Annotated in this window: 17 protein-coding genes and 1 riboswitch; of the genes, 8 read left to right on the forward strand and 9 right to left on the reverse strand. The window is 35.6% G+C overall.

Annotated elements, in window-relative coordinates:
- Nucleotides 1–7 precede the first annotated feature (7 nt).
- From HNR32_RS03825 to ribD, 7 genes are all read right to left on the reverse strand, one after another.
- Nucleotides 8–274 (reverse strand): SHOCT domain-containing protein, encoded by a 267-nt coding sequence (locus HNR32_RS03825; protein WP_183859842.1) that lies wholly within the window; start codon nucleotides 272–274, stop codon nucleotides 8–10.
- A gap of 167 nt (nucleotides 275–441) precedes the next feature.
- A complete protein-coding gene (gene rodA, locus HNR32_RS03830) occupies nucleotides 442–1,551 on the reverse strand; it encodes a rod shape-determining protein RodA (RefSeq protein ID WP_183859845.1) in 1,110 nt (369 codons plus the stop codon).
- Nucleotides 1,552–1,652: 101 nt separating this feature from the next.
- Nucleotides 1,653–2,210, reverse strand: coding sequence for a phosphodiesterase (gene yfcE, locus HNR32_RS03835; protein ID WP_183859847.1), 558 nt, complete (start codon nucleotides 2,208–2,210; stop codon nucleotides 1,653–1,655).
- A 164-nt stretch (nucleotides 2,211–2,374) separates the two neighbouring features.
- Nucleotides 2,375–2,839 (reverse strand): 6,7-dimethyl-8-ribityllumazine synthase, encoded by a 465-nt coding sequence (gene ribH, locus HNR32_RS03840; RefSeq protein WP_183859849.1) that lies wholly within the window; start codon nucleotides 2,837–2,839, stop codon nucleotides 2,375–2,377.
- Between the two features lie 67 nt (nucleotides 2,840–2,906).
- A complete protein-coding gene (locus tag HNR32_RS03845; RefSeq protein WP_183859851.1) occupies nucleotides 2,907–4,112 on the reverse strand; it encodes a bifunctional 3,4-dihydroxy-2-butanone-4-phosphate synthase/GTP cyclohydrolase II in 1,206 nt (401 codons plus the stop codon).
- Nucleotides 4,113–4,134: 22 nt separating this feature from the next.
- Complete coding sequence (locus HNR32_RS03850) at nucleotides 4,135–4,782, reverse strand: riboflavin synthase (RefSeq protein WP_183859853.1); 648 nt, start codon at nucleotides 4,780–4,782, stop codon at nucleotides 4,135–4,137.
- 16 nt (nucleotides 4,783–4,798) lie between these two features.
- Complete coding sequence (gene ribD / locus HNR32_RS03855; RefSeq protein ID WP_183859855.1) at nucleotides 4,799–5,896, reverse strand: bifunctional diaminohydroxyphosphoribosylaminopyrimidine deaminase/5-amino-6-(5-phosphoribosylamino)uracil reductase RibD; 1,098 nt, start codon at nucleotides 5,894–5,896, stop codon at nucleotides 4,799–4,801.
- A 147-nt stretch (nucleotides 5,897–6,043) separates the two neighbouring features.
- Nucleotides 6,044–6,159, reverse strand: a riboswitch (FMN riboswitch).
- 395 nt (nucleotides 6,160–6,554) lie between these two features.
- Here ribD and rbsK point away from each other — a divergent pair.
- The 3 genes from rbsK to fucP all read left to right on the forward strand — a co-directional run bounded on the left by rbsK (nucleotide 6,555) and on the right by fucP (nucleotide 9,376).
- Nucleotides 6,555–7,481, forward strand: a complete 927-nt coding sequence (gene rbsK, locus HNR32_RS03860; RefSeq protein ID WP_183859857.1) for a ribokinase — start codon at nucleotides 6,555–6,557, stop codon at nucleotides 7,479–7,481.
- A gap of 45 nt (nucleotides 7,482–7,526) precedes the next feature.
- A complete protein-coding gene (gene rbsD / locus HNR32_RS03865; RefSeq protein WP_183859859.1) occupies nucleotides 7,527–7,922 on the forward strand; it encodes a D-ribose pyranase in 396 nt (131 codons plus the stop codon).
- A 134-nt stretch (nucleotides 7,923–8,056) separates the two neighbouring features.
- Nucleotides 8,057–9,376, forward strand: coding sequence for an L-fucose:H+ symporter permease (fucP, locus tag HNR32_RS03870; protein WP_183859861.1), 1,320 nt, complete (start codon nucleotides 8,057–8,059; stop codon nucleotides 9,374–9,376).
- A 59-nt stretch (nucleotides 9,377–9,435) separates the two neighbouring features.
- Here fucP and HNR32_RS03875 read toward each other — a convergent pair whose 3' ends face one another.
- On the reverse strand, nucleotides 9,436–10,455 hold the full coding sequence (locus HNR32_RS03875) for a LacI family DNA-binding transcriptional regulator (RefSeq protein WP_183859863.1): 1,020 nt from the start codon (nucleotides 10,453–10,455) through the stop codon (nucleotides 9,436–9,438).
- A gap of 384 nt (nucleotides 10,456–10,839) precedes the next feature.
- On the opposite strand from HNR32_RS03875, the gene HNR32_RS03880 reads away from it, so the two are divergent.
- From HNR32_RS03880 to HNR32_RS03890, 3 genes are read left to right on the forward strand one after another with little or no spacing between them, the layout of a single operon-like run.
- Nucleotides 10,840–11,676 carry a MurR/RpiR family transcriptional regulator gene (locus HNR32_RS03880; RefSeq protein ID WP_183859865.1) on the forward strand — a complete coding sequence of 279 codons (837 nt, stop codon included), beginning with the start codon at nucleotides 10,840–10,842 and terminating at the stop codon, nucleotides 11,674–11,676.
- Between the two features lie 13 nt (nucleotides 11,677–11,689).
- Entirely contained in the window at nucleotides 11,690–12,151 is a 462-nt protein-coding gene (locus HNR32_RS03885) for a heme-degrading domain-containing protein (RefSeq protein WP_183859867.1), read from the forward strand.
- A gap of 33 nt (nucleotides 12,152–12,184) precedes the next feature.
- Nucleotides 12,185–13,048 (forward strand): SDR family oxidoreductase, encoded by an 864-nt coding sequence (locus tag HNR32_RS03890; RefSeq protein ID WP_196611090.1) that lies wholly within the window; start codon nucleotides 12,185–12,187, stop codon nucleotides 13,046–13,048.
- 118 nt (nucleotides 13,049–13,166) lie between these two features.
- Here the strand turns inward: HNR32_RS03890 and HNR32_RS03895 are convergent, their stop codons facing one another.
- Entirely contained in the window at nucleotides 13,167–14,051 is an 885-nt protein-coding gene (locus HNR32_RS03895) for a LysR family transcriptional regulator (RefSeq protein ID WP_183859869.1), read from the reverse strand.
- Nucleotides 14,052–14,442: 391 nt separating this feature from the next.
- On the opposite strand from HNR32_RS03895, the gene HNR32_RS03900 reads away from it, so the two are divergent.
- Together HNR32_RS03900 and HNR32_RS03905 are read left to right on the forward strand one after the other, a co-directional pair.
- Nucleotides 14,443–15,174, forward strand: coding sequence for an electron transfer flavoprotein subunit beta/FixA family protein (locus HNR32_RS03900; RefSeq protein ID WP_183859871.1), 732 nt, complete (start codon nucleotides 14,443–14,445; stop codon nucleotides 15,172–15,174).
- 37 nt (nucleotides 15,175–15,211) lie between these two features.
- Nucleotides 15,212–16,126, forward strand: coding sequence for an electron transfer flavoprotein subunit alpha/FixB family protein (locus HNR32_RS03905; RefSeq protein WP_183859873.1), 915 nt, complete (start codon nucleotides 15,212–15,214; stop codon nucleotides 16,124–16,126).
- Nucleotides 16,127–16,147: the final 21 nt, after the last annotated feature.

Raw genomic sequence — 16,147 nt, forward strand, 5'->3', positions numbered from 1 at the left:
TTTAAAATTATTCTAAATCTTTTTTTATACGGTGATATTCTTCACTGGTTATTTCGCCTTTGGCATAGCGTTGTTTTAATATATCAATTGCATTATTTTGTTCGATTGAATTGTTGCGGATGCTGTTGCGAAAGACAGTTTTGTAAAACCAGATAATAGCCATAATTAGAAGAATGATAAAAGCCAAATGTGTAATCATGGAAAAACCGGCAAATATTCCCCAGGAACCATCACCAGCAAAATGTCCGTAACCACCATAACCATATCCCATCATAATAAAACCCCCTTTACAAGAAAATTATAATATAATAATATGACTTTTTTGTGAAGAATTTATGATTTTTTAATGAATAGTACAAAGGTATGAATTATTGTTAATTTAATGATAGCATAAAAAGAACGCATAGTAAATTATATTTGCTTAATTTACTATGCGTTCTGCTAAAACATGAGCTTTTTTCTATTGTTATAAATATTTAGGAGTAAGCCCATTGATAGGATGTTGGTAATAAGGGCACTGACACCATAACTGATAAATGGAAGCGGGATACCAGTTACAGGCATGATGCCGATAGTCATGCCGACATTTACAAGCAGATGAAAGGCCAGCATGGAATTGACACCGACTGCCAAAAGCATACCGAGATTATCACTGGCTTCACGGGCAATTCGTATACCGCGCCAAAGCAGAAATAGGAATAACAGAAGAATTATAGTGGCTCCAATAAAACCAAGTTCTTCACCAATTACAGCGAAAATAAAGTCAGTATGATTTTCGGGCAGAAAGTTAAGCTGGCTCTGCGTTCCTTGAAATAAGCCTTTGCCGAATAATAGACCGGAGCCAATGGCTATTTTTGATTGAATAATATGGTAGCCGGAGCCTAAGGGATCAATATCAGGATTGATAAAAACCATGATGCGCATTTTTTGGTAATCTTTTAGAAAATGCCAAAAAATTGGCAGACAGGCTAAACCTGAACCAAAGATAATGCCGATTATCTTCATGTTGACACCGGCAGCAAATATCATACCGAAAAAGATGGACAGAAAAACCAAGGCTGTTCCCAAATCAGGCTGTGTTACAACAAGGAAAAAGGGGAAAATCAGATATAAAGCTACAGGTAGTAATTCCTTAAAGGTATTTAGTTTGCCGACACGGTTTTCTAGTAGAACTGCCAGCGAAATTATCATTATTATCTTAGAAAATTCAGATGGTTGAAAGCTTATAGGGCCAATTTGAATCCAGCGCTGGGCTCCTAGTGCTGAATGACCGGCAACATCAACAGCCAGCAACAATAAGGCATTAAAGATATATAATTTATTGCCTAATGGCTGTAGCATATGATAATCAAATTTCATCATTATAAATACGAGAAGCGCTCCAACTAAAGCAAAAATAGTCTGGCGCTGAACATACCAATAACGATCACTGCTGGGGGTATTTATGTGGGTTGCGCTGCCAATGATGACAATTCCAATTGTAACAAGTAGAATAATAGCAACTATGAGTGGAATGTCAATACGGCGAAAAAGCCTGCTGTTATTAAACATTTTTATATAAAGATCCTCCTAGATGGCATGAATGTAATAATCTATATTCTAAGATAAAAGCAGTGGAAAGTAAATATTTCCACTGCTTTTATCTTAGAAAATTATCTATCAAGTGACATGATAACTTCATCGGTATCAATGTCAATAATTTCAATTTTTTTATCAGTGAGAACAGCTGCTGTCTGTTTTCCATCAGACCGTTTACTTAATGCTGGTGAGCCGGGATTTAAAAATATCGTATCACCACGTTTTTCAAGAACATTTATATGGACATGACCGCTGATGAATAAATCAGCTTTTAAGTGATTGGCCATATTATCTTTTTCCTTATCACTCATGACATAATGACCATGGGTCGTGACTATTTTAAATCCGTCAATGACTACATAAGTATAGGGCGATTGAATAGGAGTGTTTAGAACAAGTGTATCAACTTCACTGTCACAATTGCCTTTAGCAACAACAACAGGAATGGGCAGATTATTAATTTTTTCGGCAAGCTTAGCCGGATTATAATCAGCAAGCATGGGATTTCTTGGACCATGGTATAAAACATCACCAGCATGGATTATCATATCAGCATCTTGAAATAATTTTTCATAGGCGAGCGTAAATCTGTCTACACAGCCATGAGTATCGCTTATTATACCGACTTTCATAAAAGTATCATCCCTTCAAATATATTATAAGTAGATTTTCATTATTTTTATTAAAATACTATAGTAGTAACTATACCATGAAAAATTTTAAAAATAAAGCGTTACTGATAATACAAAAAGACTATCCAGCTAGAATCAGTTGGATAGTCTTTGAGGGATATAAATTATAGTTTTCTTAGTAAATCAGCCATTTCAATAGCGCTCATAGCTGCATCAGATCCTTTATTACCAGCCTTAGTACCAGCACGTTCTACAGCCTGTTCAATATTTTCGGTGGTTACTACGCCGAAAATTGTAGGAACGCCTGTGGAAAGGCCAACTGCAGCGACACCTTTTGATACTTCACTGCAGACATAATCATAATGAGTTGTCGATCCACGAATAACAGCACCTAGACAGATAACAGCATCAAAGTTATTGCTTTGGGCCATTTTTTTGGCAACCATAGGTATTTCAAAAGCACCTGGAACCCAAGCTACAGTTACATCATCTTCTGCAGTGTCATGACGTTTTAATGTATCAAGAGCACCAGATAATAATTTATTGGTAATAAATTCATTGAAACGGGCTACGACTATGCCAAATTTTAGACCTTTTGCGGATAAATGACCTTCAATAATTTTTGCCATGGAATAAAGCCTCCCAAATATTGTTTTAATAATATATTTTAATTATTTTAAATAAAGTAATAGCGGATTAAGCGTCTTTTAATAAATGACCCATTTTTTCTTTTTTTGTTTCTAAATATTTAGCATCAAAATCGTTAGCAGGAATTTCAATAGCAACTCTTTCGGTTATTTTTACGCCGTATTCTTCTAAAGCAGCTTTTTTAGCAGGATTATTAGTCATTAGTCGGATGCTTTTTAGGCCAAGCTCAGATAATATCTGTGAAGCGGAGCCATATTCACGCATATCAGCGTCAAAACCAAGCATAAGATTTGCTTCTACAGTATCTTTGCCAGTATCCTGCAGGGCATAAGCACGGATTTTATTATTAAGACCAATGCCGCGGCCTTCCTGTCGCATATAAAGAACAACACCTTCACCTTCAGCTTCGATACGACGAAGAGCTGTAGCCAGCTGGTCGCCACAGTCACAGCGCATAGAACCTAGGACATCACCAGTAAGACATTCGGAATGAACGCGAGTCAAAACATTTTCTTTGCCTTTGATATCACCTTTAATAATTGCAAGGTGGCATTTACCATCAATAGCACTTTCAAAAGAAGCAACAGTAAAGGTACCATATTTGCTTGGGAATTTTGCCTGAGCTGTTTTAGTAACGAGTAATTCAGTGCGTTTGCGATATTCAATTAATGAAGCTACTGTTATAAATGAAAGATCATGTTCTTGGGCAAATTGATATAATTCTGGTGTACGGGCCATATGACCGTCAGCACTCATTATTTCACAGCAAAGACCAGCAGGTTTAAAACCGGCTAATTTGGCTAAATCAACAGTGGCTTCGGTGTGACCAGTACGTTTTAAAACACCGCCTTCAACAGCGCGTAATGGGAAAATATGACCGGGACGGCGTAAATCGGATGGTTTTATATCAGGCTCAATCATTTTTTGTACGGTCAAAGCGCGTTCAAAAGCTGAAATACCAGTAGTAGTATCAACATGATCAACAGAAACAGTAAATGCAGTTTCATGGTTATCAGTATTATTGGCAACCATAGGATTTAATTCCATTTTATCGATAAGTTCACCATCCATTGGCATGCAGATAAGACCTTTAGCATGAATGGCCATGAAATTTATTATTTCCGGAGTTACTTTATCAGCTGGGGCGATGAGGTCACCTTCATTTTCACGGTCTTCATCATCAACGACAAGAACCATTTTGCCATTTTTAAAATCTTCGATAGCTTTTTCTACAGAATCAAATTTTATATCCATTATAAGTCCTCTTTTCTTTTTATTAAAATCCATTTTGCTGAAAAAATGCTGCAGTTAATGGTGAAGTTTTTGTTTCTTTGTCATTTCCAGCAAGTAATTTTTCTACATATTTTCCTAAAATATCAGTTTCAATATTAACCAGTGAGCTTGGTCCTTTACTGCCAATAGTTGTTATGGATGCAGTATGAGGGATAAGCGATACAGAAAATTTATTATCATCAACGTCAACAACAGTAAGGCTGATACCATCAATTGTTACTGAACCTTTTTTTACAATATAGCGCAATATACTTTTGTCGGCATTGATAGATACAATAATAGCATTATCTTCCGGTGTTTTTTTGAGAATTTTACCAGTGCCGTCAATATGGCCGCTGACAATATGACCGCCCAAACGGGAGGTTAATTTCAAAGCACGCTCTAAGTTTACCGGACTGCCTGTTTTTAATTCACTAAGAGAGGTTTTACGTACCGATTCGGGCATAACATCAGCGGTGAAGCTATTATTTGTATAGTGGGTGACAGTAAGGCAGGTACCGTTTACAGCTATGCTGTCGCCAAGATTAACATCCTGTAATACAGTGCTGGCAGAGATGGTAAGCTTGACTGATGCTGTGCCAAAATCCAGTTTTTTGATATGACCGACTTCTTCAATGATTCCAGTAAACATTTTGTCACCTCATTAATTATTTAAGATAGCCTTTAATTAGAATATCGCTGCCTTCTAAAATTTCTACTGATGGTTCAGATAATAAGGCTGCATTACTTAGGTCGGCAATACCTATGCCTTCAACAGCAGACTTTGCCGTCTTGCCGCCGATTAGCTTAGGCGCAATAAAGAAGTAAGCCTTGTCGGCTAACTTTTGGCAGATAAGGCTGCCAAGAAGAGTGGCACCACCTTCTACAAGAATGCTGCAAATATCTTTTTGTCCCAGTATATGTAAAAGTTCTTTTAGATTAACCTGATTATTTTCGTCAGCAGCGGTTTGAATGATTTCAATGCCCTTATTTTTTAAGGCGGTTATTTTTTCACTCGCAGCTTTTTCAGTAACAGCAACGATGACGGGAGCGGCATTATCATTTAAAATTTTGGCAGTTAGTGGGACTTTTCCGGTACTATCGACAATAATACGGATAGGATTTTTACCGCCATTTGGCAAGCGTGTAGTTAATGAAGGATCATCACTAATTATTGTGTTTATGCCCACCATAATAGCATCATTGATATCGCGTAGTTTATGACCGTATTGACGGGAATGTTCATTAGTTATCCACTGTGACTGTCCGGAAACAGTCGATATTTTACCATCAAGGGTCATAGCACTTTTGATGGTAATAAATGGTGATTTTGTTTCAATCCATTTAAAGAAAACATCATTTAATTTCCGTGCTTCATTTTCTAAAACGCCCGTAATGACTTCGATACCGGCATCACGCATTTTTTTTATGCCGCGGCCGGCTACTTTGGGATTAGTATCGGTCATAGCAACAACTACTCGTTTAAGACCAGCTTTTATTATAGCATCGCAGCAGGGCGGTGTGCGCCCATAGTGTGAGCAGGGTTCAAGACTGACATAAATATCAGCACCCTTGGCCAGTTCACCAGCGGCTCGTAGTGCATGTACTTCAGCATGTTCTGTACCGGCTTTTCTATGCCAGCCGCAGCCAACAATGCGGTTATTTTTTACGATTACAGCTCCAACCATAGGATTAGGGCTGGTGCGCCCAATGGCATTTTTAGCAAGGTCAATAGCCATTTGCATATATTTTTCATCGCGATTCATAAATAAGACCTCCGAAGAAAAAGATTAAGGACAAAACAAAAAAGCTGTTAAATGCAATTGCATTTAACAGCTTTGGGAAGCGAATAACACTCATTTTTATATGGAACGGACTTGTATTGTCTTATTATAATTACAAAAATAAAACGCCACAATCTTTTTCCATCCAGACTATAACTGTCGGCTTCGGAATTACACCGAATCTGCCAAAAAGGCTCGCGGGCTTTACCGCCGGTAGGGAATCACACCCTGCCCCAAAGACTGCTAATCAATCACTTTCTTTAATTATACAATATTATAAAAAAAAATCAAGACCAAATTTATTAGTAAAAAGATAATGATTTATTATATAATATATTTGCGTCTATATTGTATTAATTATAATTGACAAATATATATATAATAATTATACTATATATGTTTTTGTGAACAAATTATAAATTAATATAATAAAACGTTTTACTATTTTTATTGATATTTAAGATACTGATAAAAAATTCTTAATAGTTTATAAATTTTAAAATAACAGTAAATGTATGATAATTAATTAAAGATTATCTAGTTGTATGACTTTTAATGATTATGATATTTTAAATTGGAAAATAGATTAAAAATATGTTTTTTAGTAAAACGTTTTACTAAGAAGAAAGCGGTGTTTATTATGGCAAATAAAATTGTTATCATGGGCAGTTTAAATTTAGATACGATTATAAAGATTAATCGTATGCCGGTTCCCGGTGAAACCTTATCAACAGATTACAAAGCTAATTCACCAGGCGGAAAAGGAGCAAATCAAGCAGTAGCAGCAGCGCGAGCTGGTTCTCAAACAAGTTTTATTGGTAAGATTGGCAAAGACCAAAGCGGTGACTATATGCTTAATTGCCTTAAACAAGAAAATATTGATACTGCAGCTGTAGTATATGATGACAATGTTGGAACAGGTGCAGCGGAAATTTTCCTTTATCCTGATGGACAAAATAGTATTCTTGTTTATGGTGGTTCCAATCAAACATTATCAGTGGATGAAGTAGATGCCAATGCAGAAAAAATTGCTGCTGCTGATTTTCTAATAGCTCAGTTTGAAATTCCGCAGGAAGCAATACTTGCTGGGTTTAAGATTGCCAAACAGAATAATGTAAAAACTGTACTTAATCCGGCACCCGCACAGAATATTAATCCAGAAATTATAAAATTGACCGATATATTAATTCCTAATGAAACAGAAAGCGAAACTCTTACTGGGATAAAAATTACGGATATAGATTCAATGTCTCAGACTAGAAAAGCTTTTGCTAAAATGGGTGTTGATAATATTATTGTCACAGTGGGCAGTCGTGGTGCTTATTATGCGACGAAGAATGCAGATGGATTTCAGGCAGCAAATAAGGTGCAGGCAGTTGATACGACCGCAGCCGGTGATACATTTATCGGAGCGTTGACTGCTAAATTAGACAAGAGTTTCAATAATTTAGCAGAAGCGATAAGTTTTGCTCAAAAAGCCAGTGCCATTACAGTGCAGAGAGTCGGTGCCCAACCATCTATTCCTACACTCAAGGAAATTACTGATTATATAGCACAAAGCAAATAGAATTTTATTATTAAAATATAAGTTGATTTAATTGGAGGAATAAATGTGAAAAAGACAGGTGTAATCAATTCAGAATTAGCAGCAGTCATTGCTGGAATGGGTCATATGGACTGGTTATCTGTAGGTGATGCTGGTATGCCGGTACCAATGGGAGTAAAAAAGATAGATTTGGCTTTAGCACAGCAGCTGCCAAGCTTTATTGATGTATTAAAAAACATATTAACAGAGCTTAAAGTGCAAAAAATATATTTGGCGGAAGAAATAAAGACAGAAAACAAAGAACAGCTGGCAGCGGTAAAAGCATTGATGCCTGATGTAGAAGTTGTGTTTGTACCACATACACAGTTAAAGAAAGATTTAGCAAAAACACATGCTTTTGTTCGCACCGGTGAAATGACGCCATTTGCTAATGTGATTTTAGAATCAGGTGTAACTTTTTAAAAATGTTAAAAAATGGCTGCTGTATGAAAGCTTATTTTAAAATAGTGTATATATATTGATACAATTTTTTATTAATGTGCGGCAGCCATATTATATATATTCATAAGTAAAATATTTAATATGGGAGAGTAATAATGAATTTTTTTTCCAAACGTAATTGGGTACAGCTTTCTGATGGTTATTTGGACAGAACCCCGATATTCCAATTTATTTTAGTATCGCTGATTTTTCCTTTATGGGGAGCTGCGGCCAGTTTAAATGATATTTTAATTACGCAGTTTAAGACAGTATTTATGCTAAATGATGCAGCAACAGCTTTTGTGCAGAGTGCTTTTTATGGCGGCTATTTTTTAATAGCAATTCCGGCATCGCTGGTCATAAAAAAGAGCAGCTATAAATTTGCTATCATGTTAGGTCTTATATTTTATATTGTTGGCTGCAGCCTGTTTTTCCCTGCGTCCCAGATAGCGACATACAGTATGTTCCTGGTAGCAATTTTTGCTATTGCTGTAGGACTTAGTTTTTTGGAAACTTCTTGTGATACATATAGTTCGATGCTTGGACCAAAAAAATCAGCTAATATTCGTTTAAATATTTCCCAAACGTTAGTGCCGCTTGGTGATATTGCCGGGATTGTACTTGGTAAATTTCTTATCTTTGGTTCCGTAGGTAATTTGGCTGCCGAAATGAGTAATTTGCATGGGGCTGAACGCATTGCTTATGGTGAACAAATGCTGCAGCTTACTTTACAGCCTTATAAATACATATTAGTTATTTTATTAGTTATTTTAATTATTTTAGCATTGACACCAATGCCTGCTTCTAAAGCAATTAATAAGGATAATCAAGAAAAAAGACCAAGTCTTAAAGAAACACTGCAGTATTTAATGAAAAATGCTCGCTTTAAAAAAGGTGTTATGGCTCAATTCTTTTATGTAGGAATGCAGACAGCGGTATGGTCGTTTACAATCCGTTTGGCATTAAATCTCAATAACTCAATAAGTGACAGCGATGCCGCCACTTTCATGATATATAGCTATATTGCATGGTTTATCGGCAAATTATTTGCCAATTATTTTATGCATAAATTCTCGGTAACAAAGGTATTGACGATTTATTCGGCATTAGGAACAATAACATTGTTGCTTACGGCTACTATTCCTAATATGACAGCAGTGTATATGGCTATACTTACCAGTTTCTTCTTTGGGCCGGAATGGCCTACTATTTATGCCCATACCCTCGATACTGTTGCTGATAAAAAGTATACAGAAACAGCCGGTGCTTTTATTGTTATGGCGATTGTCGGCGGTGCCTTTATTCCGGCAATTCAAGGGTTTGTTTCTGATTTAAGCGGCTCAATGCAGATTTCTTTCTTAGTACCAATGATTTGTTATATTATAGTAACATCATATTTCTATTTTGAACATAAATATGAATTAAAAAATAACTAATATAAATTAAAGAAAATTGACCACTTATATGTTGTAAGTACATATAAGTGGTCAATTTTTTAATTATTTATTTTAGCGGTGCTCTGTCTTATTTTTAGAGTATGTTCAAGGACAAGATGCTGTGTTTTTTGCTTAGTAGTAAGTTCGGTAATTAAAATTTGGGCGGCTTTTTCGCCAAGTTTATATATAGGCTGGCTAACTGTACTTAATGGGACTTCAACCATTTGGGAAAAAAAGATATTATCAAACCCAATCACGGATATATCATCAGGTACACGCAATCCCTGTTTTTTTAAAGCTTTGACAGCACCATAAGCCATCTGGTCATTTAAGCAAAATATAGCAGTTGGTTTATTGGCAAGTAGTACAGCAACAGCATCATAGCCACTTTGATAATGGTAGTCACCATGAAAAACCATATTTTCATTATAGCTGATATTATGTTTTTTTAGAGAATATTTGTAGCCGTTTAAACGGTTTTCTGTTGTTTTTGGGCCGATAGGACCAGTAATACAGGCAATGCGTTTATGTCCCAATGATATCAAATATTCTACCGCAGAGCAGGCAGCCTGAAAATTATCAATGGAAACTGTGCTGAATTGATTTATTTCATTGAAAGAATCAACTATTACTGCATGTAGACCAAGTGATTTTAAAGCATTAAGACTAAGTTGTTCTTTTGCCCCAAAGCTTTCTGGAGACATGGTGATAATAAGGCCGTCAACACTGCTGTCGGCCAGCATATTAATACATTCTAACTCCAAATTATTTCGGCCATTGGAATTGCATAGCAATAGATTATACTTATTACTGCGGACGATATCTTCAACACCTTTTGTCATTTCGGCAAAAAAAGCATTGCTAATATCAGGCACAATTAGGCCAATGTTCTTGCTTTGTTTTTTTATTAGACCTACAGCTAGACGGTTGGGGCGGTAATTCATTTTTATGGCGAGATCTTTTACTAATTGACATTTTTTTTTGGAAATATGATGCGGTTTATCGTTTAGAACAAGAGAAACAGTTGTTGTTGAGAGCCCGGCAGCTTGAGCAATATTCTTTAGTGTTGTACGCGGCATATGTAAATATCCTTTGCAAATAAAGCAGTTAGTAGTGTTAATTATAACATAATTTTATTTAAAATAAGCAATAATTAATATTTACAATAAATATTAACAGATCTAAAATAAACAATTGCAATACAATTTTTTATTGGAGAGATTATAAATGAAAAAATTTTAATCTTATATAGCTTAGAGGTGGTGCTGTTGTAGTTGCTGGAGCAATATTGTGTAATATAAAATTAAAAAAGATACAGAAATAAAAGAAAGAGTTTCAATTATCTAGGTTGATATATTGAAACTTTTTTTATTGCAAAAAGTGAAATTTAATTATATAATAAAGTCGTAAAAAAGTTTCGCCATAATTAAATAGACGAAATAAATTTACGACAAGGAGAATATATGCAAACTATTAATAACATATATGCAATTTACCCTGAATTATTTGAGGCAGAAAAAAAAGTGGCAGATTTTGTTATAGCTAACCAAAATGATGTTCTGGAGCAGACCGTATCTGAATTGGCTGCTGCAACTGGAACAAGTGTGGCTACTGTAGTACGTTTTTGTAAAAAATGCGGCTGTACAGGTTTTCATCAGCTGAAGATACAAATTGCGCGTGAGATGCTTGATGAAGCAAAAGAACCATTAAAAGGTGAATTGTCCGTGAATAATATGGACAATTCATTGCAGATAATCATGAAAAATAAAATAGAAGAGATTGAGCAGACATTTAAACAGATTGAAGGAAAAGTTGTAGCAGATGTAATAAAAAAAATATTAACAGCCAAAACAGTACTGTTTGCGGCAATGGGAAATACTATTCCAGCGGCTATGGATGGTGCTTATAAATTTAATCAGCTGGGAATTACTGCTCTTAGTGCGCCAATTTGGGAAACACAGCTGGCTTTGGGACGAACATTAAAAGAAAATGATGTCATTATAGCAATATCGGCATCAGGTGCATCACGACATTTGTTGGAATTGGCAGATATTGCCATTAGCAAAGGTGCTATAGTTGTGGCAATAACCAATCATAATAAATCACCGTTGGCACAAAAGGGTGACTATCATTTGACAACAGCGACTAGGGAGATACTTTTTATTGAAAAAGTAAGTTTTACAAGAATTCCGGCATTGGCAATAATTGAAGCATTATTTCTGTTACTGCTTACCGAAAAACAGGATGCTGCCAGCAATATTAATGGGCATGAACAATTAGTTGCACCAGATAAAATATAATGGGGGAAAATAAATGACAGAGGTAGAAAAAATTTACGAAATGGAAAAAAATACTGGTATTAAATCTTTTAATGCCAAAGATGCTTGGAATCTGGGTAATTTATTAGTTAAATGGGCAATGAATAATGATAAGATATTGGTAATACGTATATCGGTAAATCATCATGTTTTATTTCAATATGCTTGTGACGGAACGGCAGTTGAAAATGATAATTGGGTATTGCGCAAGGAAAATCTTGTATACTATACAGGTCATTCGTCTTATGCAACGGCACTTTATCTTGAACAAAAACAACAAAGTCCGGCAGAACGGTATGGTTTGCCGGTAGATAAATTTACGGCAGCGGGTGGAGCGGTGCCTATTTATCTGCAAGGGACAGGCGTAGTTGGTGTTGTTACTGTATCGGGGATGTCACAGCAAGAAGATCATGAACTTGTTATGACAATGCTCAAAAATTATCGGACAGAAAATTAATAAAATTATTATTAAAGATGAAAGGTGATTAGCATGAAAATATTGATTACTGGCGGACAGGGTTTTTTTGCATCGAGATTTGTAGATTTTTATAAAAACAAATATGAAATATTTGCGCCGGGGCATAAAGAACTGGATGTAACAGATGAAGCATCAGTGAATAAAGTGATTGCGGCATTTGTTCCCGATATAATTATTCATACGGCTGCTGTAGCCTCCACGGATTATTGTAATGAACATCCTGATATTGCTCATAAAATAAATGTAGATGGCACGGTATATTTGGCACATGCAGCTAAAGAAATAGATGCACAAATGGTTTTTATCAGCAGCGAGCAGGTATTTAATGGCAATGATGAAGCTGGACCATATAGTGAAAATCACAGGGCAGTTCCTGATACAGTTTATGGACAAACTAAACTTAAGGCAGAAAAATTATTGCAGGAAATATTGCCGGAACTATGGATACTTAGGTTTACCTGGCTGTTTGGCCTGCCGCAGCGCAATTGTGGGATGTCAGATAATATAATTTGGGGTACAATAAAATCCATATTACAGAATAAGCCGGTTAAAGCCTCTAAAAATGAATTTCGCGGGATGACCTATGTGCAGGAGGTAATAGAAAATATGGAAAAAATATTTAAAATTCCTTATGGAACTTATAACATTGGCGCACAAAATAATAAGAGTCGTTATGAAATTACAGCTGAAATAATAAAAGAATTGGGATTAGAGCAGCGTTTACCTGAACTATTGTCAGAAGACACTGTTAAATATGCGCAAAAAGCTCGTGATATTAGAATAAATACCGATAAAGCAGCCAGAGCTGGTGTGATTTTTAGTGATACAACAGCGGCAATAAAAAAATGTTTGGCAGAATATAAATTTTATATTTGATTAAATTATTGTAGTAAAACAAAAAAGTAGTAGAGCACTTATTTTTAGTGCTCTACTACTTTTTTTGTAAACATACAGATCTAAAATGTTGATATTATCCAATGTAAATGATGCTGATTTAGTTGATAATTTGTGCTTTGATATTGTTAATAAAATTTTTAACAATATCACTTAAGTAAATGTCTTTTTTTACAATCATATAAATATCCCAGGTACAAGTCTTGTCGCTGAAGGGCAGGGCTTTTATTTTATCAAATTGCAGATCCTGAATTATGTAATCGACAGTAACCGCAATGCCGTAATTTAAATTGCAGTATTTATGGGCCATACTGATTTCCGATACTGACATGCAGATATTAGGTTCATAATTTGCCGCATGGCATCGGTTGAGTATATTTTGATGAGTCTTAAATTTATTGTTAACTAAAATAAATTTTTCATTTTTTAAATCGCTAAAGTCAATGCTCTTTTTTCTACCTAAAGGATTTTTTTGATTTACGAGTAGTTTTAAGTCATGTTTTTTTATGAGAAAGGCATCGAACTTGTTCTCATCGACAGGACCGATAGTAAAACCAATAGTAGCTTTTTCTTCCCAAACAGCGTTTTCTACTAATAAATCAGGATATTCATGTATATTTAGTTCGATAGCAGGATTAATTTGTTTATATTCAAGCAGGTATTCTGGGGATAAGGCACTGATTACACCATAGGCACAGGCAATAGGAATTTGATTATAGGTAGTGTTTTTTAATCTATCGAGGTCAGTTTGCATATGGTTGACATTATCTAGTATGATTTCAGCATATTTTTTTACAACTTTACCAAAATCAGTAACGACTATACCACTGGAATTTCGGTAAAAAAGCGGCGTTTGCAGCTCATGTTCCAGTTTTTTTATTTCTTTGCTCAGACCTTGCGGAGTAATAAAAAGCGTTTTGGCAGCTTTACGAATGCTGTGTTTTTGGCAGACAGCCAGAAAAAATGTTAAATCGCGTATGGTCAATATTATTCCTCCTGTAGATATTAGTTTAATTTATAATAGATTTATTAAAATTTATAAAAAAAATTATAAGAATTGTATATATTTTTATTATATATTGAAATTTATTCTATGTGAAGAAAAGTATTGATAAGTTTTAATAATCGAGCAATAGAAATAGTTTATATAAAATAATAATTATCTTATCATTAATTAAATTAATGATTGGTACTGATGGTGTAAATAGTTAGTTTACTCTCGGTAAAAAATAGTTGTTATCTATGCAGCTATAAAGCGACATATAATAAATATATAATCTAAAGTTGAAAATAAGGATGTGAAGGATATGTAGGAAAATCCGGTAGATGCCGGACAGACAGCACATTGATTACGACAATAAGGGAGATAATAATAGATGAAGATAGTTACAGTTTTTAAATGGCAGAAGAATCCACAGGATGCTCGTGTAAGTAATGATGGGAAAGTAAACTGGCAGGGTGTAAAAATGTCGGTAAATGATGATGATCCGGCAGTTATGGAAACAGCTGCAACTATAGCACAAGGTGGGGAAGTTATTGCTCTGACAATAGGTGATGGCGATAATACCTGGTCGGCAGCCAGAGGTGCAGCACATACCATAGTTGTTACCGATGCAACAGTTGATTCAGACAGTGCCGCAACAGCGGCTGTTTTATCAGCTGAAATAAAAAAATTAGCTGCTGTTGATGTGGTTATTATTGGCGATTCTGACTGGGATTACGGCGCTGTTGCAGCATTAGCAGGTCAGCTTGATATGCTTTGCCTGGCTGGTATAACTTCAGTGGAAAATAATGGGGATACCTTAAAAGTAACACAAAAATCAGGTAATACAGCACAAGTGATAGAAGTAAAAGTTCCTGTTTTACTGGCGGTATCAGCAACGCATTCTGAAAAAAATGCACCAGGTTTAAAGGATGTAATTGCTGCCCGTAAAAAACCAGTTGATAAAATTACGATCGCCGATTTAACAGTGGAACATAGTTCAAAAGCAGTTTCGCAGGGAACAAGATTACCTGATACACCACCTGCACAGATTATTGATGGCAGTGATGCAGTTGCAGCCTGTCAGCAGTTGATGACAGCTTTGCATACGGACGGAGTACTATAAGAAATATACATCATGAGAAATTGAAGGAGATAGATATATGAATAGCTGGATTATTATTGTTGATGAACGTCGTATAGGCGGTATGCTTAATGCAGTCCGTAATTTGGAAGGACAAGCAGTAGCTGTAGTAATAGGTTCACAGGCATTAGCGCAAACAGCAGCTAAATATAGTTTTGATAAAATAATGTTTTTTGCTGCTGCTGAAAATGTTCCCCGTGAAGTTTATGCCCGCCAAATTGCAATTAAAGCCAAAGAAGAAGCACCGGATGTTGTAATAGCTACCGATGCACCAACAGCACGTGTTATTCTCGGTACTATTGCCCGGCAGCTTGATGCGGCTGTAGTCAGCAATGTTCGGGCATTAAGTAAAAATGGCAATGTATTAACAGCAGTAAGAAGTGCAGTAGAAGGTAAAGTGTTGGAAGATATAGAAATTTCCGGTAAAATAAGTGCTGTTTTTGATGGTGATGATGAAGATATGTCAGCTGAAGCAGCACCAGCTATAGAAAATATAGTACTTGATGCGCCAACTGCAGATGCAAAAATAGTAGAAAAGGCTGGCAGCAGTAATGAAGCTGGTATAGAAAATGCCGACAGAGTTATCGGTGTTGGCATGGGCGTAACAGCTAAAGATGATTTAAAAATGATAGAAGATCTGGTAGCTGCAGCAGATGCCGAAATAGCTTGTACATTACCAATTTGTGATGATATGCGCTGGTTCCCATCACAACGGGTTATTGGATCTTCGCATCATCAGATTGCACCACAGCTTTATATTGCTATGGGAATATCGGGGCAGCCGCAGCACATGTCGGGCATACGCGATGCCCAGGTGATTGTTGCAGTAAATAATGATCCTGATGCCAGAATATTTAAGAACTGTGATTATGGAATTGTGGGTGATTTTCATAAAATTGCCCCAGCTTTGATGGAAGCTTTTAAACATGCTTAATTAAAATTACTTAAAGAAAGT

The sequence above is a fragment of the Pectinatus brassicae genome, from assembly GCF_014201835.1.
Lineage (GTDB): Bacteria > Bacillota > Negativicutes > Selenomonadales > Selenomonadaceae > Pectinatus > Pectinatus brassicae.